This window comes from Marinobacter sp. 3-2, from assembly GCF_003751355.1.
Classification (GTDB): Bacteria; Pseudomonadota; Gammaproteobacteria; order Pseudomonadales; family Oleiphilaceae; genus Marinobacter; species Marinobacter adhaerens.
This window is the reverse complement of the sequence record NZ_RJUQ01000019.1, coordinates 24434-45960: the sequence shown is the minus strand read 5'-3', so window position 1 is coordinate 45960 and position 21527 is coordinate 24434. Positions and strand designations below refer to the sequence as shown.

General features: G+C 57.8%; 23 protein-coding genes. 18 read left to right on the top strand and 5 right to left on the bottom strand.

Annotated elements, in window-relative coordinates:
* From ribBA to EDB94_RS18970, 5 genes are read left to right on the top strand one after another with little or no spacing between them, the layout of a single operon-like run.
* The gene (gene ribBA, locus EDB94_RS18990) at window positions 1-1116 is read left to right on the top strand and encodes a bifunctional 3,4-dihydroxy-2-butanone-4-phosphate synthase/GTP cyclohydrolase II (protein WP_108019244.1); all 1116 of its coding nucleotides are present in this window, start codon (window positions 1-3) and stop codon (window positions 1114-1116) included.
* Between the two features lie 47 nt (window positions 1117-1163).
* Window positions 1164-1640, top strand: a complete 477-nt coding sequence (gene ribE / locus EDB94_RS18985; protein ID WP_008170762.1) for a 6,7-dimethyl-8-ribityllumazine synthase — start codon at window positions 1164-1166, stop codon at window positions 1638-1640.
* Window positions 1640-2116 carry a transcription antitermination factor NusB gene (nusB, locus tag EDB94_RS18980; RefSeq protein ID WP_008170760.1) on the top strand — a complete coding sequence of 159 codons (477 nt, stop codon included), beginning with the start codon at window positions 1640-1642 and terminating at the stop codon, window positions 2114-2116. The genes ribE and nusB overlap by 1 nt, the downstream gene beginning before the upstream one ends.
* A gap of 3 nt (window positions 2117-2119) precedes the next feature.
* Window positions 2120-3076: a thiamine-phosphate kinase gene (thiL, locus tag EDB94_RS18975; protein WP_108019243.1), complete on the top strand. Its 957-nt coding sequence runs from the start codon at window positions 2120-2122 to the stop codon at window positions 3074-3076.
* Window positions 3073-3600, top strand: a complete 528-nt coding sequence (locus EDB94_RS18970; RefSeq protein ID WP_008170757.1) for a phosphatidylglycerophosphatase A — start codon at window positions 3073-3075, stop codon at window positions 3598-3600. The genes thiL and EDB94_RS18970 overlap by 4 nt, the downstream gene beginning before the upstream one ends.
* A gap of 17 nt (window positions 3601-3617) precedes the next feature.
* Here EDB94_RS18970 and EDB94_RS18965 read toward each other — a convergent pair whose 3' ends face one another.
* On the bottom strand, window positions 3618-3821 hold the full coding sequence (locus EDB94_RS18965; RefSeq protein WP_008170755.1) for a DUF6316 family protein: 204 nt from the start codon (window positions 3819-3821) through the stop codon (window positions 3618-3620).
* A 404-nt stretch (window positions 3822-4225) separates the two neighbouring features.
* On the opposite strand from EDB94_RS18965, the gene EDB94_RS18960 reads away from it, so the two are divergent.
* Window positions 4226-4786 (top strand): DUF2057 family protein, encoded by a 561-nt coding sequence (locus EDB94_RS18960; protein ID WP_404935316.1) that lies wholly within the window; start codon window positions 4226-4228, stop codon window positions 4784-4786.
* Window positions 4787-4819: 33 nt separating this feature from the next.
* Here EDB94_RS18960 and EDB94_RS18955 read toward each other — a convergent pair whose 3' ends face one another.
* Window positions 4820-6349: a wax ester/triacylglycerol synthase family O-acyltransferase gene (locus tag EDB94_RS18955; protein ID WP_108019242.1), complete on the bottom strand. Its 1530-nt coding sequence runs from the start codon at window positions 6347-6349 to the stop codon at window positions 4820-4822.
* Between the two features lie 116 nt (window positions 6350-6465).
* Window positions 6466-7377 (bottom strand): LysR substrate-binding domain-containing protein, encoded by a 912-nt coding sequence (locus tag EDB94_RS18950; RefSeq protein WP_053114494.1) that lies wholly within the window; start codon window positions 7375-7377, stop codon window positions 6466-6468.
* Between the two features lie 115 nt (window positions 7378-7492).
* Here EDB94_RS18950 and EDB94_RS18945 point away from each other — a divergent pair, with 115 nt between their 5' ends.
* Window positions 7493-8479 carry a glutathione S-transferase family protein gene (locus tag EDB94_RS18945; RefSeq protein WP_053114496.1) on the top strand — a complete coding sequence of 329 codons (987 nt, stop codon included), beginning with the start codon at window positions 7493-7495 and terminating at the stop codon, window positions 8477-8479.
* On the opposite strand, the gene ispB is transcribed toward EDB94_RS18945, so the two are convergent.
* Entirely contained in the window at window positions 8472-9440 is a 969-nt protein-coding gene (ispB, locus tag EDB94_RS18940; protein ID WP_108019241.1) for an octaprenyl diphosphate synthase, read from the bottom strand. The two genes, EDB94_RS18945 and ispB, sit on opposite strands and share 8 nt — an antisense overlap.
* A 243-nt stretch (window positions 9441-9683) precedes the next feature.
* Between ispB and rplU the strand changes: the two genes are divergently transcribed.
* The 4 genes from rplU to proB all read left to right on the top strand — a co-directional run bounded on the left by rplU (window position 9684) and on the right by proB (window position 12791).
* Complete coding sequence (gene rplU / locus EDB94_RS18935) at window positions 9684-9995, top strand: 50S ribosomal protein L21 (protein WP_008170744.1); 312 nt, start codon at window positions 9684-9686, stop codon at window positions 9993-9995.
* 36 nt (window positions 9996-10031) lie between these two features.
* Window positions 10032-10292, top strand: a complete 261-nt coding sequence (rpmA, locus tag EDB94_RS18930; protein ID WP_008170742.1) for a 50S ribosomal protein L27 — start codon at window positions 10032-10034, stop codon at window positions 10290-10292.
* 144 nt (window positions 10293-10436) lie between these two features.
* On the top strand, window positions 10437-11630 hold the full coding sequence (gene cgtA / locus EDB94_RS18925; RefSeq protein WP_008170740.1) for an Obg family GTPase CgtA: 1194 nt from the start codon (window positions 10437-10439) through the stop codon (window positions 11628-11630).
* Window positions 11631-11666: 36 nt separating this feature from the next.
* Window positions 11667-12791, top strand: coding sequence for a glutamate 5-kinase (gene proB / locus EDB94_RS18920; RefSeq protein ID WP_008170737.1), 1125 nt, complete (start codon window positions 11667-11669; stop codon window positions 12789-12791).
* Between the two features lie 62 nt (window positions 12792-12853).
* Here proB and rpsT read toward each other — a convergent pair whose 3' ends face one another.
* On the bottom strand, window positions 12854-13123 hold the full coding sequence (gene rpsT, locus EDB94_RS18915; protein WP_008170735.1) for a 30S ribosomal protein S20: 270 nt from the start codon (window positions 13121-13123) through the stop codon (window positions 12854-12856).
* A gap of 261 nt (window positions 13124-13384) precedes the next feature.
* On the opposite strand from rpsT, the gene murJ reads away from it, so the two are divergent.
* From murJ to EDB94_RS18880, 7 genes are all read left to right on the top strand, one after another.
* Complete coding sequence (gene murJ / locus EDB94_RS18910) at window positions 13385-14965, top strand: murein biosynthesis integral membrane protein MurJ (RefSeq protein WP_082814068.1); 1581 nt, start codon at window positions 13385-13387, stop codon at window positions 14963-14965.
* Window positions 14966-15046: 81 nt separating this feature from the next.
* Window positions 15047-16018 carry a bifunctional riboflavin kinase/FAD synthetase gene (gene ribF, locus EDB94_RS18905; RefSeq protein ID WP_108019240.1) on the top strand — a complete coding sequence of 324 codons (972 nt, stop codon included), beginning with the start codon at window positions 15047-15049 and terminating at the stop codon, window positions 16016-16018.
* Window positions 16019-16092: 74 nt separating this feature from the next.
* Window positions 16093-18912: an isoleucine--tRNA ligase gene (gene ileS, locus EDB94_RS18900; protein ID WP_108019239.1), complete on the top strand. Its 2820-nt coding sequence runs from the start codon at window positions 16093-16095 to the stop codon at window positions 18910-18912.
* Window positions 18912-19436 carry a signal peptidase II gene (gene lspA, locus EDB94_RS18895; protein WP_108019238.1) on the top strand — a complete coding sequence of 175 codons (525 nt, stop codon included), beginning with the start codon at window positions 18912-18914 and terminating at the stop codon, window positions 19434-19436. Before ileS ends, lspA begins: the two co-directional genes overlap by 1 nt.
* A 5-nt stretch (window positions 19437-19441) precedes the next feature.
* Window positions 19442-19894 carry an FKBP-type peptidyl-prolyl cis-trans isomerase gene (gene fkpB, locus EDB94_RS18890; protein WP_053114507.1) on the top strand — a complete coding sequence of 151 codons (453 nt, stop codon included), beginning with the start codon at window positions 19442-19444 and terminating at the stop codon, window positions 19892-19894.
* Window positions 19895-19912: 18 nt separating this feature from the next.
* Window positions 19913-20866 carry a 4-hydroxy-3-methylbut-2-enyl diphosphate reductase gene (gene ispH, locus EDB94_RS18885; RefSeq protein WP_108019237.1) on the top strand — a complete coding sequence of 318 codons (954 nt, stop codon included), beginning with the start codon at window positions 19913-19915 and terminating at the stop codon, window positions 20864-20866.
* Between the two features lie 194 nt (window positions 20867-21060).
* Window positions 21061-21507 carry a GspH/FimT family pseudopilin gene (locus EDB94_RS18880; RefSeq protein ID WP_181259071.1) on the top strand — a complete coding sequence of 149 codons (447 nt, stop codon included), beginning with the start codon at window positions 21061-21063 and terminating at the stop codon, window positions 21505-21507.
* The last annotated feature ends 20 nt before the right edge of the window (window positions 21508-21527 follow it).

Sequence of the window (21527 nt, the reverse complement as noted above, 5' to 3'; positions counted from 1 at the left end):
ATGGCACTGAACAGCATTGAAGACATCATTGAAGATATTCGTCAGGGCAAGATGGTCATACTGATGGATGACGAAGATCGCGAGAACGAGGGCGATCTCGTGATGGCTGCTGAGCATTGCACGGCCGAAGCCATCAATTTCATGGCCCGTTTTGGTCGTGGCCTGATCTGTATGCCGATGACCCGGGATCGCTGCGAGCAACTGGGTTTGCCGTTGATGGTCCAGCAGAATGCCTCCGGGTTCGGAACCAAGTTTACCCTCTCGATTGAGGCTGCCGTGGGTGTGACCACTGGCATCTCGGCGGCAGACCGTGCACGCACGGTGCAGGCAGCGGTCGCCCGCAATGCCAAGGCCAGTGATCTGGTTCAGCCTGGCCATATTTTCCCGTTGATGTCTGATCCCGGTGGTGTTTTGAGCCGCGCGGGGCACACCGAAGCATCCTGTGACCTCGCCGCACTGGCAGGTTGCGAGCCGGCCGGCGTGATCTGCGAGATCATGAATGACGACGGCTCTATGGCCCGCCGCGAAGACCTGGAGCGATTCGCCGAAGAGCACGACCTGAAGATTGGCACCATTGCCGATCTGATCCACTACCGCACCATGAACGAGCGAACCGTTGAGTGTGTGGAAGAAAACGACCTCGACACCGAGTACGGCGTGTTCAAGCTTCGGACATACCGCGACAATATCCAGGGAGCCACCCATCTGGCGATGTTGATGGGAGACATTTGTCCCGATGAACCGGTCTATGTCCGGGTCCACATCACGGACACTCTTCGGGACCTCCTCGGTGCGCGCCGCAAGGATTCTCGCAGCTGGCCCCTGCATCACGCCCTTGAAAAGGTGGCAGAGGAAGGCCGGGGCGCGGTCGTCCTGCTGAACAGCGCCGAGGACAGCTACAACCTGGAAGACCGGATCCAGGAATTCTTTGATGAGGGTAAGGGCTCCTCCGGCAAGGGAAGCTCCGGCGTTTACTTCACGGTTGGTACCGGCTCCCAGATTCTCCGGGATATTGGTGTTGGCAAAATGCGCCTGCTGAGCCCGCCGATCAAATTTTCCGCCATTTCCGGTTTCGATCTGGAAGTGGTCGAATACGTTCCCTACACCCCCGAATGATAAACCCGGTCGTGGCCCCGATGCCGCGACACGTGAAGGAGCCATCGATGGCAGATATCAGAGTAATTGAAGGTGATTTTACCGAGTGCAGCGGGCGCTATGCGCTTGTAGTGGGCCGTTTTAACGGCTTTGTTGTGGAAAGCCTGGTAGAGGGCGCGCTGGATACCCTGCGCCGTCACGGTATTTCCGATGACGACGTCACCATCGTCCGCGTGCCGGGAGCCTATGAAATGCCCCTGGCCGTCAAGCGCGTTGCCGAAACCGGTGAGTACGATGCGATTATTGCCCTGGGTGCAGTTATCCGTGGCGGCACTCCGCATTTCGAGTATGTTGCCGGCGAGGCCTCCAGCGGCCTTGGCGCGGTCAGTCTTGATACCGACGTGCCGGTAACCTTCGGTGTGCTGACGGTGGATTCCATCGAACAGGCCATCGAGCGTTCCGGAACCAAGGCCGGTAACAAGGGTGCCGAAGCGGCAATCACCGCCCTTGAAATGGTCAGCCTGTTCAAGAAGCTGGGTGAGTAATGAGCGAAACCGAAGGTACATCACCGCAGCCGGCTCCGTCTGGCCAACCGAAAGCCGGTGATCGACGCCGTGCCAGGGCCCTCGCCATGCAGGGGCTCTATCAGCGTCATTTCAGCAAGACGGCGATTTCTGACATTGAAGCCGAGTTCATGGTCGACAATGACATGAGCAAGGTCGACCTGCTGTATTTCCGGGATCTGCTCCGTGGGGTACATCGCGAGCAGGGCGAACTGGACAAGCTGATCGAGCCGTTCCTGGATCGGCCTATTAAAGAGGTTGATCCCGTGGAACTGGCGATTGTCCGACTGGGAGCCTATGAGCTCAAGCATCGGCTTGATGTGCCCTACAAGGTGGTCATTAACGAGGGCATTGAAATGGCCAAGCGCTTTGGTGGCACCGAGGGTCATAAATTTGTTAACAGCATTCTCGACAAGCTGAGCGGCCGACTCCGGCTTGCCGAGACCCGCGCTCGCTAGTCGATGGGCGAATTCGAGCTGATTCGCCGTTACTTTCTGCCGCTTGCCGGGCGGCAGGAATCCGGATCCCTGATCCTGGGCCCAGGGGACGATTGCGCGATTCAGCGTATTCCCGCAGGCCGGGACCTTGTCTTTTCTGTGGACGCCCTCGTGGAGGGTGTCCACTTTCCCCGAAAATACCGTCCCGATTATCTGGGCTGGCGAGCACTTGCCGCCGCTGCCAGCGATCTTGCTGCCATGGGTGCCGACCCGGAATGTTTCACGCTTGCACTGACGCTGCCAGCCGTGGATGAGCAGTGGCTTGAAGACTTCTCGATGGGATTGCGAAAGGCCAGCGATGCGTTTGGTCTGGAGCTGGCCGGCGGGGATACCACCTCCGGGCCGCTCACCCTGAGCCTGCAGGTGCATGGCACTGTAGAGCAGGGAGCCGGGATTCGACGCTCCGGCGCCCGTCCCGGAGATCTGATTGCCGTGTCCGGAACCCTGGGGGATGCCGGCGCCGCTTTAGACTATCTTTCGGAGCCTGCCCCTTCCGCTGACATGCTTGCCGTGCTCGAACGCTATCACCATCCCTGGCCGAGACTGGATCTGGCAGGTGCTATACGCCAATATGCCACTGCGGCGGTTGATATCTCTGATGGCTTGCTGGCAGATCTCGGGCACATTCTTTCCGCATCAGGGGTCGGTGCCCAGATCGAGAGTGCCAGGATGCCTCTTTCGCCAGCGCTTGTTCGGCTGAAGGGTGAGAAGGCCCTGGACTGCGCACTGCGCTCCGGAGACGATTACGAACTGTGCCTGTGTTTCTCGCGAGAAAACTGGGAGCGTGCCCCGGAATCACTGAAGCGCCAACTCACCGTGATCGGCTTCGTTGAAGCTGAGCCGGGCCTGTATCTCGACGGTGTCGATTGCGGTTTGGAAGCGGTGCCCGCCGGGTTTGACCATTTCAGGAGTGAACTATGAGTCAGGAAGGCGAGACCCCGGAACCGGAGGCGCCGGCAGTCATACTCCCGCCGGGATTCTTGCGTAACCCGGTGCATCTGCTCGCTTTTGGTTTTGGCAGCGGTGCAACGGCGAGGGCGCCCGGCACCTGGGGCAGCCTGGCCGCCATTCCGCTCTGGTACGTCTTTGCCTGGTTACCGCCCGTGGGCTACTGGCTGGTGGTACTGGCTGCTTTTATCGTGGGTATCTGGCTCTGCGGAAAGACGGCTGAAGACCTGAAGGTTCACGACCATGGCGGCATTGTCTGGGACGAATTCGTCGGGATGTGGATTGCCCTTGGCCTCTTCCCTGACACTATCTATGGGGTTCTGGGGGCGTTCGCTCTGTTCCGGCTTTTTGATATTGCAAAACCGTGGCCCATCAGTTGGCTGGACCAGCACCTGCCTGGCGGTTTGGGTATCATGGTTGACGATGTTATTGCCGGCGTCATGGCCCTGATCTGCCTGTGGGCAGTAGACGTGTGGCTTGTGCCCGTCATGGTTTAGACGGGCACGAAGGCCTGTCAGTGAAGCTGTTGTTCTTCCGGCAGCATACGGACCACGTGCAGAAAGCGCTTGAGGCCTGTTTCCGCCCGCTCCCGTGAAGCGAACGGGCCACTGTCAAACCCTTCCCGGGTGGTAAAGTACCATTTGCTCCCTACGCAGAAGAATCGACTACTGCGAAAGGGAACCGGCCCTTCTTCTCCGGTCCTGCGATGGGTGTCCATGGCGTCTCCTGTACTGCCCGCTTTTCGTTCTTGCTTCTCGGGCGCCGCGTTAATATCTGCCGATCTGTTTAAAATTAACCCAATTCGGGGCGAATTCAACATTTTTTTACAATTTTACGGGTTGCGTCTCAATCGGGATCAGCAATGAAGAATCCGGAATGGGCCGCCAAAGCGCGCTGTTGTCTTGCCCTTGTCAGATGCACTCGTCAGAATGCTACGAAACTGGCGCCAGCCTGACGCCATTTCCATCCTCATGCCAAGGAGACTAAATGAACATTTCTCATGTGATCCGTGTTTTTCAATCAACAGGACAGGGTTGGCGTCGAGCTGTCGCACGCGTTCGCGCTGGACTGGTTGCAGTGGTTGTATTGTCTCTGGCGGGATGTGCTTCCAGTGTCAGCGTTGTGGAAACCTGGGAAGGCAACCCGGCGGCAGCGTCCAATGCCGCCACGCTTGAGGCGCCAGGCGAAATCCGGGTGACCCGGGTGAATGGCCGCGTTATGACCAACTTCCTGATGGACGACCTGGCGCTCGACTACGCTTTGCTTCCCGGCGAAAACGAGGTTGTTTTTGTCTACAAGACGATCTGGGCGAAAAGCACCGTGGTCAGAAACGGAGAATCGAAAGTTCACGTGATTGAGAGCGAGCCCCAGGTTGTTCGTTTCGAAGCAGAAGCCGGTGAAACCTATCGTTTCGACTTTGATCAGCCGGAGTCTCGTCAGGAAGCCGAGCAGGAAATGCCGGACTTCGCCGCTGCTATCGTTTCTTCTGCCGGAATGACCGTGGCAAGCTCAACCGTTTGGGATGGGGAAGAGCAAATGGCCGCTTCCCGCACGCCGATTCCGGCGTCTTCGTCCGACGGCACGCCGGTTAGCGGTGATAATGCGCTTGAACAGCTCAAAACCATCTGGGAAACAGCGAGTGATGAGGAGAAGAAGGCGTTTCTTCGTTGGGCGTTCGAATAATCTGAGACGTGCTTGAGCGTTTCCGGGGCCCGTTCAGGCCCGGAAACGTTTCAGGGCTTTCTTGAGAAGCCCCTCCATCGCGGTCATGGCATCATCTGCGAGGGTCTGTGTTGGGGAGGCTGCGATGGGTTCTTTGGTTTCCTCTGTTCCGAGCCGTTCCATGGCCGCTTCAATGGCGTTGAGGCTTTCATCCACGTGAGCCTGCAATGACTCTCCGTGGGCCACCACATCGGGGCAGGTGGTGAAATTCAGTGTCAGCCTTCCCTCATAGCTCACCGCTACAATCACAAGTCCCATACTGTCGAACAGCGGCGCCGTATTGTATTGCTGAACCAGGCGTGCACCCTGCAGATACAGTGGAACCTGTGGTCCGGGAACGTTGGTGATTGGCAGATTGAATACCGGCTGGTAACGCTGGGCAATTTGCAATTCCGAATAAAGTCTCGCGGACAGCGCCAGCATGGTTGAAGGCAGCAGTTCCGTCAGCCGATCTGCAGCAATAGCCTCCCGGTAGGGCTCCGAAGCAACCGCGTTCCAGTGTATGCGCCGTATCCGCTGGGCGGGATTGGTTTCATCGGTCGCCAGATCCAGCAGCATGGCAGACATCTGGTTCCCGGTGGCTCGGCGCAGGCTGTTGGAACGAACCGAAATCGGTGTCATTGCCACCAGGGACTTGTCGGCATTGGCGCCCTCGCTGATCAGATAGCGCTTCAGGGCCTCGGCACAAAGGCCCAAAACCACATCGTTCAACGTTACGTCCCCGAGAAACGCCTTGATCGCCTTCAGGCGCGAAAGCTCCACGCTGGCGGCGACAATCTGCCGATTTGCCGTAATCTGCCGATTGAAAGGGCTGTTTGGGGCGGAAAACAGGGGCAGCGGGAGTGGCAGTTTGTGTAATTGCTTCTGGATCAGTCCCCGGGCTGTAGCCTCGGCTGCGTTGAACGCCAGAGAGGTGAACTGCAGTGGCGTGCGAATGATGTTCGCACCGGCCTGGAGCATGATCCGTTCTTCCGAGGGTTCTGGTCTGGGCTGCCAGGGTCGAGGTGGCGCAATCGGGCTGGGCTCGGGCGTATACTCCAGCAGTTTGCCAATAATCTCCTCGCCACTGAATGCGTCGATGGCAGCGTGGTGCAATTTGACGATCAAAGCGAAGCCATCACTGCCGGTGTCCTGCTCGTCCAGTTTGAAACCGTCTACGAAGGTGATGTGCCACAGCGGGCGGTCCCTTTTCAGAGGTTCTTCCAGAATCCGTGAGGCCAGCGTCATCAGGCTTGCCTTGCGGCCGTGTTCGCCCAGATTAACGTAGGCAAGGTGGCGCTCGATGCTGAAATCGGGGTCGTCAATCCAGTAGGGGCGGCCCAGGCGCAGGGGAATTTCTTTCAGGCGTTGCCGGAAAACCGGCACAACATGCAGGCGGCTTCGAAGGTAGGCGACAAAGGTGCTGAAGGCCAGCGGTTTCTCCCGTTCGGAAGCATCGAAGAGGTAGATGCCTCCGATGTGCATCGGTGTGGTTTCCGACTCGAGATACAGGAACGAGGCATCCAGTTCCGACAGTTGCCGCATCAGAGAGCTCCCTTCGGCGTTGGTTTCAGCTGCAGTATAAACGAAGTGCCCGCGCAAACGGTTGACTCATTTGCCTGGTATGACTTCGAGTTGGAGTCATACCATTTGCTTTATTTTCAGCCTGTTAGCCAGTCTGAAACGGCTCCCTCCGCGCTGAGTCGGTCCCAGAACCACATCAGGGCCTTGCCCTGATCCTCGGCATGCCTGGCCAGGTGCAGTTTGATTGGTTGGCGCGATTCCTGAACTTCCTTGATGACCAGCTTGCCTTCCTTCAGTTCTGCGCTGATTCGTGCCCTTGGTAACCATCCCACGCCGAGGCCGGCTACCTGTATGGCGATCTTCTGGTCAATGTTGGCCACCGTCAGGGTTCGCTGGCGGTGGAATATGCCGGCGTGGCCCGGGGGCAAGGACCTTGATGTGTCTGCAGCGACGGCTGCCGGATAACGGGAGATATCTTCCTCGGAAAGCGGGGCTTGGGCATCGGCCAGGGGGTGATCGGCGGCAACGGCGAATACGAATGTCATGTCGCCCAGGGATTGGGTTGTGTAGTTTCCCGCAGGCTTGCTGAAATTATCGGCGCCGATGATCAGATCCACGCGGCGGCTTTGCAGGGCATCCCAGGTGCCGGCAAAGACCTCTTCCACAATTTGTACATCTACCGGTACGCCCAGCTCATAGAATTCCTCGATTGCCGGAAACAGGCATTCCGCCGGCAGCAGTGAGTTGAACCCGATCCGTAACCGCGTTTCCCAGCCCTGGGCGACCTGGCGCGTGGTGTGCGCGAGGTTTTCTGCCGCCTCGAGCAGTGTGCGGCCCTCTTCCAAAAGGTAGCGGCCGGCCGGTGTCAGTCGGGCGCGGTGACCGGTTCGGTCGTAAATGGCGACATTCAGGTCTTCTTCCAGCTTCTGCACGGTGTAACTGATGGCGGAGGGAACCCGGAACAGTTCGTTGGCGGCACCGGCGAAACTGCCTTTGCGGTCAATGGCATCAAGGACTTTGAGGGCGTCAATGGTGATGGCTGTATGCATGTTCGAATTATCTGAGGTTGTTGGCCAGAAATGCTTGTTTGAGAGCGTAGCAGGGTCCCCGGTATTCTGCCTGTATTGATTTCATCATGTTCAGGAATTTTAACGGGAGGGCTTTATGGGCCTGCTGATTGATGGCAAATGGCACGACAAGTGGTATGACACCGACAAGACCGGTGGCAAATTTGAACGGGAAGCGGCGCGTTTCCGGAACTGGGTGACCGCCGATGGCTCGCCGGGGCCGGATGGCGAAGGCGGTTTCAAGGCGGAATCCGGGCGCTATCATCTGTATGTCTCAATGGCCTGCCCCTGGGCGCATCGGACGTTGATTTTCCGGAAGCTCAAAGGTCTGGAGAAGCACATTTCAGTGTCAGTGGTGCACCCTGACATGGTTGAAAACGGCTGGGAATTCCGGCCCGACAGCGAGCAGCACCGGGACCATCTCCATGGATTCCGCTTCATGCATCAGGTCTACACCAAGGCTGCACCGGAATATTCTGGCCGGGTAACAGTGCCGACCTTGTGGGATAAAAAGAAAGAAACGATTGCGAGCAACGAGTCGGCCGAAATTATCCGGATGTTCAATTCGGCATTTGATGGCCTTGAGGGTGTTCGTACCGATCTGGATTTCTATCCCGGGGAGCTGCAAGAAGAGATTGACACTGTGAACGCCCGGGTTTACGACACGGTTAATAATGGCGTTTACAAGGCGGGCTTTGCCACTGCGCAGGATAAGTACGAGGAAGCCTACAATGCGTTGTTTGATTCTCTCGACTGGCTTGAGGAGCGGTTGTCTTCTCAACGGTATCTGGTCGGTGGCCGGCTGACCGAGGCTGACTGGCGGTTGTTCACCACGTTGATCCGGTTTGATGCAGTGTATTACAGCCACTTCAAGTGCAACCGCCAGCGGATCAGCGATTTCCCGGCGCTTTCTGCCTACGTTCGGGACCTCTACCAGGTGCCAGGCGTGGCGGAGACCGTGGATATTAATCAGATCAAACGCCACTACTACGTAAGCCAGAGAACCATCAACCCGACTCAGATAGTACCGGTTGGTCCGGAGCTGGACTTTGACTCGCCCCACGGGCGTGAGTCGCTTAGCTAACTCTCGCGACTGCGACCTCGGTCAGCAGTTCCATCGCTTCTTTATGGCCTGAGTCTGGAAGGGGTTGAAGGCAGGTCTGGGCCAGTTCCGCCTGCTCCCGCGCTTTTGCCATGGTGTATTCGATTGCGCCTGAGCGCTCAACAATATCCAGGATGCGGGGCAGATCGTCCAGGCCGCCCTTGCGGATGGCCTGACGGATCAACTGCCGTTCTTCCCCGGTGCCATGGTTCATGGCGTGGATTAGCGGCAGGGTGGTCTTGCCTTCAGCCAGATCGTCGCCCACGTTTTTGCCCATGGCTTCGGCGTCGCCGCGGTAATCCAGGACATCGTCCACCAGCTGGAAAGCCAGGCCCAGATGCTTGCCGTAGTCTTTCAGGCCCAGCTCCTGCTCTGCATTGGCGTTGGCAAGCAGTGCGCCGGTGTGGGAGGCGGCTTCGAACAGCATGGCAGTCTTGTTGTGGATGACCTTCATGTACTGCTCTTCGGTGAGGTCCGGGTTTTTCACGTTCATCAGTTGCATAACCTCGCCCTCGGCGATTACCGCCGTGGCGTGGGACAAAACGTCCATGATTCGCAGGCTTTTAAGCTCCACCATCATCTCGAAAGCACGGGCGTAGAGGAAATCACCTACCAGAACGCTTGGCGCGTTGCCCCAGCGGGCGTTGGCGGTGCTTCGGCCGCGGCGCATGTCCGAGGTGTCTACTACATCATCGTGCAGCAGGGTGGCGGTGTGCAGGAATTCGATCACGGCTGCGAGCTTGAGGTGGTCGTTTTCCTCGTAGCCGGCGGCCTGGCTGGAAAGCAGAACCAGTAGCGGTCTCAAGCGCTTACCGCCGCTTTCAATAATGTACTGAGCGATTTTCTCCACCAGGGGAACATCTGAGGAAAGCCGCTGGATGATCAGATCATTAACGCGGCTGAAGTCGTCGGCCACGGTGTCGTAAATGCGCTGGGCTGTCATGCGGCTTGTGGATCCCTTGCTGGTGTTATCGTCGTTACGATTGTTGATATTAAAGGCAGGTCGCGGCAATGCTAGGTATTGCCGAAGGTAGTGTCAACTTGGCTTGTGTTGCGGTGCGTCTTTTCGTACAATCACGCGCCCAACTCATCCCAACCTGCGCTCCCTGCTATAGGGTCGCCAGAGCGCCTCCCTTAGAACCAGGTGGATAAGAGCAGGGATGGGTCAATCGTGGAGAACGAGTGAATGTACGCAGTTATTGTTAGCGGTGGCAAGCAGCACCGTGTAAAAGAAGGCGAAACCCTGAAGCTGGAAAAGCTGGAAGTTGAAACCGGCGGTAACGTTGAGTTTGATCGCGTTCTGCTGATCGCCGACGGCGACAAGGTTCAGGTAGGCGCGCCGGTAGTTGATGGTGCCAAAGTGACCGCAGAAGTGGTTAGCCACGGCCGTCATGACAAGGTTCAGATCATCAAGTTCCGTCGTCGTAAGCATCACATGAAGCGTCAGGGCCACCGTCAGTGGTTTACTGAAGTCAAGATCACGGGTATCAAGGGCTGAGGCTCTCGAATTACCCCTTAAATAAGGAGGCTGGTAATGGCTCATAAAAAGGCAGCAGGTAGTACCCGTAACGGTCGCGATTCCGAGTCTAAACGACTTGGTGTGAAGCGCTTTGGCGGCGAGACTGTATCTGCAGGCAGCATCATCATCCGTCAGCGTGGCACTCGTTTCCACGCTGGTAGCAATGTTGGCATTGGCAAGGACCACACCCTGTTTGCGAAAGCAGACGGCCAGGTGAAGTTCGAAACCAAAGGCCCGCAGAGCCGTAAGTTCGTGAGCATCGTTCCGGCTGCGTAAGCAGCGGCGATCCGGTTCTGTCGAACCTTGGGTGGCGCTGATACCCTGATATTATCAGGTGCTCAGAACCATCCGGAGCCCCGCAAAGCTTCCTAGAGGCTGCGGGGCTTTTTAGTTTATGCGCATGGCGCAAAGGGTTGATTCATGAAATTCGTAGACGAAGCCACCATCATTGTGGAAGCCGGCAAGGGCGGTCACGGCTGCCTGAGCTTCCGGCGAGAAAAATACGTTCCCAAGGGTGGCCCCGATGGCGGCGACGGGGGCGATGGTGGTTCCGTATATCTGGAAGCCGAGGAGTCGCTGAACACGCTGATCGACTACCGGTTCCAGCGCAAACACAAAGCCCAGAACGGCGAGCCCGGTTCTGGCCGCAACTGTACCGGTAATAAAGGCGAAGATCTGGTTCTGCCGGTTCCGGTCGGTACCACCGTTGTTGATATGGATACCCATGAGGTCCTGGGAGATCTGACCCACGCCGGCCAGCGCCTCAAGGTGGCCCAGGGCGGGTTTCATGGTCTTGGCAACACCCGTTTCAAATCCTCGGTGAATCGCGCCCCGCGCCAGACTACCAAGGGTTCCGAGGGCGAGTTGCGTAACCTGAGGCTGGAGTTGAAGGTGCTGGCGGACGTGGGTTTGCTGGGCATGCCCAATGCTGGCAAGTCTACCTTTATCCGTTCGGTGTCGGCGGCTCGCCCGAAGGTTGCGGACTATCCGTTTACCACGCTGGTACCCAATCTTGGTGTTGTCAGTGTACAGGCGCACCAGAGTTTCGTGATTGCCGATATCCCGGGTCTGATTGAAGGTGCCGCCGAAGGTGCCGGCCTGGGTATCCGCTTCCTGAAGCATCTCGTGCGCACCCGTCTACTGCTGCACCTTGTGGATGTGGCACCGTACGATGGCTCGTCGCCCGCCGATGCGGTTAGAGCGATCGAGCATGAGCTTGAGAAGTTCAGCGAAACTCTGGCCAACCGTCCGAGATGGCTCGTACTGAACAAGGTCGACATGGTGGCCGAAGAAGATCGCGATGCTCATTGTCAGGCCATTGTCGATGAGCTCGGATGGGAAGGGCCGGTTTTCTGGATCTCTGCGCTCAGTGGCGAGGGCACCAAGTCCCTGGCTCAGGCCGTCATGCGCTGGATCGAAGAGCAGGCTGAGGAAGAGGCCCAGAATCCGGAATTCGCGGAGCGGGAGGCCCAACGTCGCCGGCAGATGGACGACGAAGCTCGCGCCCGTATTGAAGCCGAGCGTCAGGCACGCCGCGCGGCCCGCGAAGAGGACGATGACGACGACTTTGACGATGATGATTACGATGTCGAAGTGGTCTACGCCCCGGAGTAAACGAAGGACTGATACCAGAGAGATCGCTCAAGCACCATGACTGAACGCCTACAGTTGCGCCAGGCCCGTCGCCTGGTTATCAAGATCGGAAGCGCTTTGCTGACCAACGATGGCCGTGGCCTGGATGTGGCGGCCCTGGGTTTGTGGGTGGATCAGATCGCCGAGCTTATTGAAGATGGCGTGGAGGTGGTTGTGGTTTCCTCTGGTTCCGTCGCCGAGGGAATGAGTCGTCTTGGCTGGACTGTCCGGCCAGAGCAGCTCCATGAGTTGCAGGCTGCTGCGGCGGTTGGTCAGATGGGGCTGGTGCAGACCTGGGAGGCCCAGTTCAAACGGCACGATATCCATACCGCCCAGATTCTGTTGACTCATGATGACCTCTCCGACCGCAAGCGCTATCTGAATGGCCGGGGAACCCTCAGGGCCCTACTGAACCTGGGTGTCGTGCCCATTGTGAACGAAAACGACACTGTGGTTACCGACGAGATCCGGTTTGGCGATAACGACACCCTGGGCGCCCTGGTTGCCAATCTGATTGAGGCGGATGGCCTGATTATCCTCACTGACCAGCTGGGCCTCTTTGACAAGGATCCCAGGAAGCATTCGGATGCCTGTCTGGTGACCGAGCGCAGGGCCGGCGATCGCGAACTGGATGCCATGGCGGGTGGCGGCGCCGGTGTTCTCGGGCGCGGCGGCATGCAGACAAAGTTGCGTGCTGCGCGGCTTGCTGCCCGGTCCGGGGCTTTCACCGTCATCGTTGGTGGTCGCATTGAGGGCGTGATTGGTCGCCTGCGGCAGGGTGATGTAATCGGTACTCTGTTATTGCCGGAGCAGGGCCGGATTGCTGCCCGAAAGCAATGGCTCGCCAGCCACCTGCAGACCCGTGGCAGGCTGACTCTGGATGATGGTGCGGTGAAAGTGCTGTGCCTGGGTGGCCGCAGTCTTCTGCCGGTGGGTGTTAAAGGTGTGTCGGGGCAGTTTCGCCGTGGCGAGATGGTGTCCTGCTTCGACCAGAGTGGTCGTGAAGTCGCCCGGGGGCTGGTTAATTACGACGCCGACGAAGCCAGGGCTATTGCCGGCCGCTCCAGTGACCGGATTACCGAGATCCTTGGCTATATGTCAGGCGAGGAGATGATCCACCGGGACAATCTGGTGATTGTGTGATAATCGCTCGTCCATAAAAAAACCGGCCAGATGGCCGGTTTTTTTTGCCTGAATCGAGCTAATTAGGCGCTCTTCAGGGCCTTGATCTTGGCGCTCAGGCGGCTCTTGCTACGAGCAACCTTGTTCTTCGCGAAGATGCCTTTGTTGACCATGCTGTCCAGAATCGGCTGAGCCTGCTGGAAAGCGGCCTGAGCTTCTTCGTAGTTGCCGGCTTCGATCTTGGATTGGATCTTTTTTACATAAGTACGAGCCATGGAACGCAGGCTTGCATTGTGCTTGCGGTTCTTCTCGTTCTGACGTGCGCGCTTCTTGGCTTGCGGGGAATTTGCCACCGTAAAACTCCTGAAAATCTCAAATTCGTTGCTGAATGATTCGTTACATCGCGGGCGCGCCAAAACAAGCGCGTCGAAATAAATGACGCAGAACTATGCCGCTCAAACCTTCAAATGTCAAGGCTAAAACCCATTTCATGCCCCGACACAGAAGGCCTGTGGTAAACTCGCTTCTCACTGAACGCGGGCTTGACCGGGAAGCAGGTAATTCCCGAAATACGAGCGCCAAAAGGATATCCAGAATGCCAAGCAAGGGCCTGCATGTCGTCGGAACCTGAATCAACGCCTGAACAGAAGCAATTACCCAAGCCGCCAGGACTGCTCAGATCGTCGGGGCTAGTCGGTATCATGACCATGCTGTCCCGGGTGCTGGGTCTGGTTCGGGATATGGTCATTGCCCGCTATTTTGGTGCCGGTGCCGGTGCCGACGCTTTTTTCGTGGCGTTCAAGATTCCGAATTTCCTGCGTCGGCTATTTGCAGAAGGCGCCTTCTCCCAGGCGTTTGTGCCTGTCCTGTCATCCTATCGGGAGAATCAGTCGCTCTCGGACGTTCAGCGGCTGGTCAATGCGGTGGCTGGCTCCCTCGGCTTGGTGCTGTTGGGCGTCACGCTGGTGGCCATTCTCGGGGCGCCGGTGCTGACGGCGGTCTTTGCCCCTGGTTTCCTGGATGATGAGGTGAAATTTGCGCTGACCAGCGACATGTTGCGCATCACCTTTCCGTACCTGTTGCTGATATCCCTGACGGCCTTCGCCGGCGGCATCCTCAACAGTTACGATCGCTTTGCGGTACCCGCGTTTACCCCGGTTCTTCTCAATCTGGCGATGATTGCGGCAGCCATCTGGTTGACGCCGCTGATGGATGAGCCGGTGATGGCTCTGGCCTGGGGTGTTTTCATTGCCGGGGCACTGCAGTTGTTTTTCCAGTTGCCGTTTCTAATGCGATTGGGCCTGCTGCCACGGCCTCGTGTGGATTATCGCCACGAAGGTGTCAGCCGGATTCTCAAGCTGATGGCGCCTGCGCTGTTCGGGGTGTCCGTCAGCCAGATCAACCTGTTGCTTGATACGGTTCTGGCGTCCTTTCTCCAGACCGGCAGCGTTTCCTGGTTGTATTACTCTGATCGGCTCTCGGAATTGCCCCTCGGCGTGTTCGGGATAGCCATTGCGACGGTTATTCTGCCGAGCCTTTCCCGTAAACACGCAGCGGCGTCAGCGGACCAGTTCGCCGCCACCCTGGACTGGGCGGTTCGGGCGGTCCTTTTGATTGGTCTTCCGGCTGCCCTGGCGCTTGCTCTGTTGGCCGAGCCGCTGATTGCCACCCTGTTCCACTATGGCGCGGTTACCGACCGGGATGTGGCCATGTCGGCCCAGAGCTTGCGAGCCTATTCTGCAGGATTGCTGGCGTTCATGCTCATCAAGGTTCTGGCGCCGGGGTTTTTCGCAAGAGAAGACACCAAAACCCCGGTCAAGATCGGCATCATTGCCATGGTGGCAAACATGGTGTTCAACCTGATTCTCATTTTCCCGCTGGCCCACGCCGGCCTCGCGCTGGCCACCTCAATATCGGCCTGGTTGAATGGCTACCTTCTTTGGCGCGGACTGCGTAAGGAAGGGGCCTGGCAGAGCCAGCCCGGCTGGCCCCGGTTTCTGCTACAGCTGCTTTTTGCCAACGGTGCCCTGGCGGCCGTCATTGTCTGGCTCAACGCCCCGGTGTCGGTGTGGCTGGCAAACGGAGGCTATCAGCGTGCAGCGGACATGGCGATGCTGGTAGGGGCGGGTGTCGCCGTCTACTTCGTTGCACTGGCGCTGGCCGGGGTTCGGGTAAGACATTTCCGCCACAGGTAAGGTATAATCGCGCGTTTTCTCACCAGCGTTGCGGTAAAAGTGAGCGCTGAAAGCTAGCTGGCAATTGAAGGTTCGCATTGCATGCGTCTGATCCGGGGCCTGACCAACCTGAAAATGCTTTCCCGTCGGGAGGATTCACCGCTCGCCAACGGGTGTGTCGCCACCATCGGTAACTTCGACGGTGTGCACCTTGGGCACAAAACCATTATTGATCAGGTCAAAAGCAAGGCCAAGGCTCTGGGCGTGCCCTCGGTGGTGATGATTTTCGAGCCCCAACCCCGGGAGTTTTTTCAGGGCAGGGAAGCGCCGCCAAGGCTGATGGGATTTCGTCAGAAGTTCGAGGCCCTGCTGGCGGAAGGTATCGATATTGTGCTGTGCCTGCGCTTCAACCAGGCGTTCCGTAGTTATTCGGCCATGGGCTTTATCGACGATGTTCTGATCCATGGATTGGCCGTTCATCACCTGGTGGTCGGCGATGATTTCCGTTTTGGCTGTGATCGGGCGGGCGATTTCGCGCTTCTCGAGAAAGTTGGATACGACGCCGGATTTTCCGTCGAGAATACCCTGACAGTAACCGTCGACGGCGAGCGAGTAAGCAGCACACGTGTCAGGGATTTACTCACGGTGAATGGGCTCGAGAAAGCCGAATCGCTGCTGGGCCACCCCTATCGAATCCGGGGAAGGGTCGTGTATGGCCGCCAACTGGGGCGCCAGATTGGTGCGCCAACCGCGAATATTTTGTTACATCGGACACCCGCCCTGCGCGGTGTCTATGTGGTTGCCGCCACCCTGGACAATGGCGCCCGATTCGATGGTGTTGCCAATATTGGTGTACGTCCGACCGTTGACGGCAAGCGGCCCTCACTGGAAGTGCACCTGTTTGACTTTGCTGGCACACTTTATGGCCAGCACCTCGAGGTTGTGTTCCGGCATGGCCTGCGGGACGAGGAAAAATTCGGTTCTGTGGATGAGCTGAAAGATCAGATTGCCCGGGATTTTGACCAGGCCCGAGCGTGGATTGCCGAAAACGGCTCTGTGAAGAGCGCGGATTGAAACGCCCGGCTGCGCCCCAACGAATAAATGACTGACTCAAACTGACCAAGACCAAAAGAGTACGCACACAAACCATGAGCGACTACAAGCACACCCTGAATCTGCCGGAAACCGCCTTCCCCATGCGCGGCAACCTGGCCAAGCGCGAGCCGGAAATGCTCAAGCGCTGGCAGGATCTCGACGTCTACGGCAACCTGCGCAAGCAGCGTGAAGGGCGGGAGAAGTTCATCCTTCATGATGGCCCTCCTTACGCCAACGGCAGCATTCACATTGGTCACGCGGTCAACAAGATTCTCAAGGACATGATCGTCAAGTCCCGCAGCTTTATGGGCTACGACGCGCCTTACGTGCCGGGCTGGGACTGTCATGGTCTGCCGATCGAGCACAAGGTGGAGCAGGAGATTGGCAAGGCCGGTGTGAAGGTGGATTATAAGACCTTCCGCCAGGCCTGTCGCGACTACGCCACCAAGCAGATTGCCGGTCAGAAAACCGATTTCATCCGTCTGGGCGTCATGGGGGAGTGGGACAAACCCTACCTGACCATGGATCCCAAGGTTGAGGCGGGCATTGTTCGCGCGCTCGGCAAGATCGTTGCCAAAGGGCATCTGGTGCGTGGTTACAAGCCGGTTTACTGGAGTGTGGTGGGTCAGTCCGCATTGGCAGAAGCCGAGGTTGAGTACCAGGACAAGACCTCGACCCAGATCGATGTGCGCTTTACCGCGGTTGACCAGGCAAAAGCCCTGTCACTGTTCGGCACCGATAATGGCAATGGCGATGTGTCCGTGGTTATCTGGACCACCACGCCCTGGACCATTCCGGCTAACCAGGCCGTTTCCCTTAATGCCGATCTGGACTATGCATTGGTACAGACCGATGTCGGGCACGGCCCGGAGCGGATGATCCTGGCTGCCGACATGGTCGATGGCATCATGGCCCGCTGGCAAGTTGAGAGCTACGAAGTGCTGGCAACCTGTGCTGGCGCGGCTCTTGAGAATCTGGTTCTCCAGCACCCGATCTACGACAAGCAGGTCCCTGTTATCCTGGGCGACCATGTGTCCACGGACGCCGGTACTGGCGCTGTTCATACCGCGCCCGATCACGGTATGGAAGACTTTGAGGTAGGCAAGGCCTACAACATTGGCACCATCAACCTCGTTCAGGCGGATGGCACCTACACTTCGGCCGCCGGTGAGCTGGCCGGTGTACACGTTTACAAGGCCGATGAGCCGGTTTGTAGCGCGCTTGAGCGCGAGGGCAAGCTGGTGCGCTCCGAGAAATTCCGCCACAGCTATCCCCATTGCTGGCGCACCAAGACCCCGCTGATCTACCGGGCCACACCCCAGTGGTTTATCAGCATGGATAAGGAAAACCTGCGCGCTGATGCCCTTGAAGCGATCCAGGGTGTACGTTGGGTGCCGTCCTGGGGTAAGAACCGTATCGAAGCCATGTTCAACCAGTCGCCGGACTGGTGCATCTCCCGTCAGCGGACCTGGGGCGTGCCAATCACCCTGTTTATCCACAAGGAAACCCAGGAGCTGCACCCGGACACCCAGAACCTGATTGAGCAGGTGGCCCAGCAGATCGAAGAGGGCGGTATCGATGCCTGGTACGAGCTGGACGCGTCTTCCCTGCTGGGCAGTGATGCCGAGCAGTACGAGAAGGTAACGGATACCCTGGATGTCTGGTTCGATTCCGGTGTCACCCACGAGTCAGTCCTGCGGGTTCGCGAGGAACTGGGCCAGTTCCCGGCGGATATGTACCTCGAAGGCTCAGACCAGCACCGTGGCTGGTTTCAGTCGTCCCTGAAGACCTCCATTGCCATGAATGGCGTGGCGCCTTACAGGCAGGTTCTGACCCACGGCTTTACCGTCGATGGCAAGGGCCACAAGATGTCCAAATCCCTGGGCAATGTCATCGCGCCCCAGGAAGTCATGAACGAGCTGGGCGCCGACATTCTGCGCTTGTGGGTGGCCGCAACCGACTACAGCGGCGAAATGACCGTGTCCAAGGACATCCTGCGCCAGACCGCCGATGGTTACCGCCGGATCCGGAACACCTCCCGCTTCCTGCTGAGCAACCTGACCGGATTCGATCCGGAGCAGCACATGGTCGCGCCGGAAGACATGATCGCGCTGGATCGCTGGATGGTAGACCGTGCACTGCAATTGCAGGAAGAGCTGCATGAGGACTATGGCAACTACGCCTTCCTGCGGATTTACCAGAAGGTGTACAACTTCTGTGAAGCCACCCTGGGCGGCTTCTATCTGGATATCATCAAGGATCGCCAGTACACCACCCAGGCCGACAGTCTGGCGCGTCGTTCCTGCCAGACAGCCCTGTACCATGTGGCCGAAGCGCTCGTTCGCTGGATTGCCCCGATTCTCAGCTTCACCGCTGATGAAATCTGGCAGCATCTGCCGGGTAAGCGCGGCGATACCGTGTTCTATGAAACCTGGTACGAAGGCCTCACAGCACTGCCGGACAACGCCGAGCTTGGCCGCGACTACTGGCGCGAGATGTACAGTGTTAAAGAGGCCGTCAACAAGTGCCTGGAGGAAGCCAGGGCTCGGGGTGAAATCAAAGGTTCGCTCAGTGCCGAGGTGACTCTGTTCTGCGAAGGCGACCTGGCTGCCGATCTGAAGCACCTGGGTGAGGAGCTGCGGTTTGTTCTGATTACCTCCGAGGCTAGCGTTAAGCCAGTTTCAGAAGCGGGCGATGCGGAAATGACCTCCCATGAAGGTCTCCGGGTGAAGGTGACACCTGCCGCTCACACCAAGTGCGAGCGCTGCTGGCACCACCGGGAAGATGTCGGACGTAATGCCAAGTACGACGATCTCTGTGGTCGCTGTGTGACCAACGTGGAAGGGCCCGGCGAAGCCCGCGCCTACGCCTGATGGAAGCGACCATGACGGAGCAGGTCACCGGAAGCAAACTGAAGTGGCTTTGGCTGGCGGTACTGGTGATCGTTCTGGATCTCGGCACCAAGGCCATGGCCACCGCTATGCTGACCTATGGCGACCCTGTGCCGGTCATACCCATGTTCAATCTGACGCTGCTCCACAACACCGGCGCAGCGTTCAGCTTCCTGGCTGAAGCTGCCGGCTGGCAACGCTGGTTCTTTGTAACCCTGGCGCTGGTGGTCAGCGTGGTACTGATCTACTGGCTGAAAAACCTGCAGCGTCATGAGACCTGGACCGCCATTGCCATCGTACTGATACTCGGCGGCGCCTTGGGCAACGTCTATGATCGGGTGGTGCATGGCTATGTGGTCGATTTCCTGCACTTTTACTGGCAGGACTGGCACTTTCCCGCCTTTAACCTGGCAGACACCGCGATCACCATCGGTGCCGCCATGATGATACTTGATATGTTCCGCAAACCCGCCGATTCGGACGGGGATGCGCAAAGGAGTGAGTAACTCTTATGAATGAACTGCCTGTCGACAAGGGTACCCGGGTAAAACTGCACTTCGCCCTGAAGTTCCCGGATGGCGAAGTGATTGACTCGACCTTTGAGAAAGAGCCGGCCTCCCTGGAAATCGGCGATGACAACCTCCCGGAGAATTTCGAAGCTTACCTGATGGGTATGAAAGCTGGTGATAAAGACAGCTTCCAGGTCCCGCCCGAGAAAGCCTTTGGCCAGCACAACCCGAATAACGTACAGACGTTCAAGCGCCATGAGTTCAGCCCCGATATGGTGCTGGAACCCGGCGTAATGATTTCCTTTGCCGACGCGCGCCAGAGCGAGTTGCCCGGTGTTGTCAGCCGTGTGGAAGGTGACGAAGTGGAGGTGGATTTCAATCACCCCCTGGCAGGGCGTACACTGACGTTTGAAGTAGAAATCATCGACGTGGAACCGGCAGGCCCGGCCCACTAACCAGAATAGCAGGTTGATATGCAGATCCGACTCGCCAATCCCCGAGGTTTTTGTGCCGGCGTGGACCGCGCCATCGAAATTGTAAACCGGGCGCTGGACGTGTTCGGAGCGCCCATCTACGTGAGGCACGAGGTGGTCCACAATAAATTCGTGGTGGATAACCTGCGCAACCGTGGCGCCATTTTCGTGGACGAGCTGGACGAAGTTCCAGACGACAAGCTCGTTATCTTCAGCGCCCACGGCGTTTCCCAGGCGGTACAGACCGAAGCCGCCCGCCGCGGCCTGAAAGTCTTCGACGCCACCTGCCCGTTGGTTACCAAGGTGCACCTGGAAGTCATGCGCTACAGTCGCGATGGCAGGGAATGCGTGCTGATCGGCCACCACGGCCATCCGGAAGTAGAAGGCACCATGGGGCAGTACGACCATAGCAATGGTGGCGAAATCTACCTCGTCGAAGACGAGGAGGACGTGGCTAACCTGGAGGTTAAAGACCCCGGTAAGCTCTCTTACGTTACCCAGACCACCCTGTCCATGGACGATACCGCCCGCGTCATTGACGCGCTCCGCGCAAAGTTCCCGGAGATCCAGGGCCCTCGCAAGGACGATATCTGCTACGCCACCCAGAACCGCCAGGATGCCGTGAAGCAGTTGGCCGGCGACTGCGACCTGATGCTGGTGGTTGGCTCGCCGAACAGCTCCAACTCAAACCGCCTGCGCGAGCTCGCGGAGAGAATGGGCACGCCGGCCTATCTGATTGATGAGGCCTCCCAGATCGATGCTGCCTGGCTGGAAGGTAAGACTTCGATTGGGGTTACTGCGGGAGCTTCTGCCCCCGAGGTTCTGGTGAACGAAGTTATTACCCGTCTGCGAGAGCTTGGCGGCAGCGTTCCGGAGGAAATTGCCGGGCGTGAGGAGAATATTGTGTTTTCTATGCCAAAAGAGCTTCGGATAGATGTGGTAAATGTTTCCTAAAAGTTAGTGTTCACCTACTGCCTTCCTTCTTGAGGCGGCTTAAAGATTATGGCCACCTCCAAAAATGCGAATGTCTTCTCGAAATTTCCCTATCTAATTGCCGCTCGTCCGCTTTCGTGCGCCGCTAGTCAGATACTGCTGGCGAGCTCTGCTCCAAGCTTTTAATTTAAGGATAGTTAATGTGGGATAAGACTATGTACCTGACGACGAATAACAGAGGCTTCACTCTCGTTGAGTTGATGATTGTGATTGCACTTATCGCAGTTATTGCAGGCTTTGCCATACCCCAATTTGGAAGGATTATTGATAACAATCGGGTGGTATCTACCACTAACTCAATCGTTGGCTTGTTGAATTACTCGCGAAGCGAGGCTGTTCGCAGGGGGGAGCGGGTGACGGTTACATCGGCCGCAGATACTTTGACCACTACTTTGGCATCGAACGGTAATGTCATCAGGCAGATTGAAGAGTCTGATGGTGGTCTGAGCATTACGGCGGGAGCAGTAACATTTCGCGCAAACGGCCTAACAACCAGCGCAGGCAATGTTGCATTTAATGTCTGTGCAGGCGTCAGTGACGGCAGAACCATAACGGTGACGCCGGGCGGGCGTGTGGACACAACCGATTTTAACTGCCCGTAACAACGGGCTGCGTACACAAG

Coding starts and splice junctions, on each gene's coding strand:
- ribBA (WP_108019244.1), top strand. CDS start 1: ATGGCACTGAACAGCATTGAAGACATCATTGAAGATATTCGTCAGGGC.
- ribE (WP_008170762.1), top strand. CDS start 1,164: ATGGCAGATATCAGAGTAATTGAAGGTGATTTTACCGAGTGCAGCGGG.
- nusB (WP_008170760.1), top strand. CDS start 1,640: ATGAGCGAAACCGAAGGTACATCACCGCAGCCGGCTCCGTCTGGCCAA.
- thiL (WP_108019243.1), top strand. CDS start 2,120: ATGGGCGAATTCGAGCTGATTCGCCGTTACTTTCTGCCGCTTGCCGGG.
- EDB94_RS18970 (WP_008170757.1), top strand. CDS start 3,073: ATGAGTCAGGAAGGCGAGACCCCGGAACCGGAGGCGCCGGCAGTCATA.
- EDB94_RS18965 (WP_008170755.1), bottom strand. CDS start 3,821: ATGGACACCCATCGCAGGACCGGAGAAGAAGGGCCGGTTCCCTTTCGC.
- EDB94_RS18955 (WP_108019242.1), bottom strand. CDS start 6,349: ATGCGGCAACTGTCGGAACTGGATGCCTCGTTCCTGTATCTCGAGTCG.
- EDB94_RS18950 (WP_053114494.1), bottom strand. CDS start 7,377: ATGCATACAGCCATCACCATTGACGCCCTCAAAGTCCTTGATGCCATT.
- EDB94_RS18945 (WP_053114496.1), top strand. CDS start 7,493: ATGGGCCTGCTGATTGATGGCAAATGGCACGACAAGTGGTATGACACC.
- ispB (WP_108019241.1), bottom strand. CDS start 9,440: ATGACAGCCCAGCGCATTTACGACACCGTGGCCGACGACTTCAGCCGC.
- rplU (WP_008170744.1), top strand. CDS start 9,684: ATGTACGCAGTTATTGTTAGCGGTGGCAAGCAGCACCGTGTAAAAGAA.
- rpmA (WP_008170742.1), top strand. CDS start 10,032: ATGGCTCATAAAAAGGCAGCAGGTAGTACCCGTAACGGTCGCGATTCC.
- cgtA (WP_008170740.1), top strand. CDS start 10,437: ATGAAATTCGTAGACGAAGCCACCATCATTGTGGAAGCCGGCAAGGGC.
- proB (WP_008170737.1), top strand. CDS start 11,667: ATGACTGAACGCCTACAGTTGCGCCAGGCCCGTCGCCTGGTTATCAAG.
- murJ (WP_082814068.1), top strand. CDS start 13,385: ATGTCGTCGGAACCTGAATCAACGCCTGAACAGAAGCAATTACCCAAG.
- ribF (WP_108019240.1), top strand. CDS start 15,047: ATGCGTCTGATCCGGGGCCTGACCAACCTGAAAATGCTTTCCCGTCGG.
- ileS (WP_108019239.1), top strand. CDS start 16,093: ATGAGCGACTACAAGCACACCCTGAATCTGCCGGAAACCGCCTTCCCC.
- lspA (WP_108019238.1), top strand. CDS start 18,912: ATGGAAGCGACCATGACGGAGCAGGTCACCGGAAGCAAACTGAAGTGG.
- fkpB (WP_053114507.1), top strand. CDS start 19,442: ATGAATGAACTGCCTGTCGACAAGGGTACCCGGGTAAAACTGCACTTC.
- ispH (WP_108019237.1), top strand. CDS start 19,913: ATGCAGATCCGACTCGCCAATCCCCGAGGTTTTTGTGCCGGCGTGGAC.
- EDB94_RS18880 (WP_181259071.1), top strand. CDS start 21,061: ATGTACCTGACGACGAATAACAGAGGCTTCACTCTCGTTGAGTTGATG.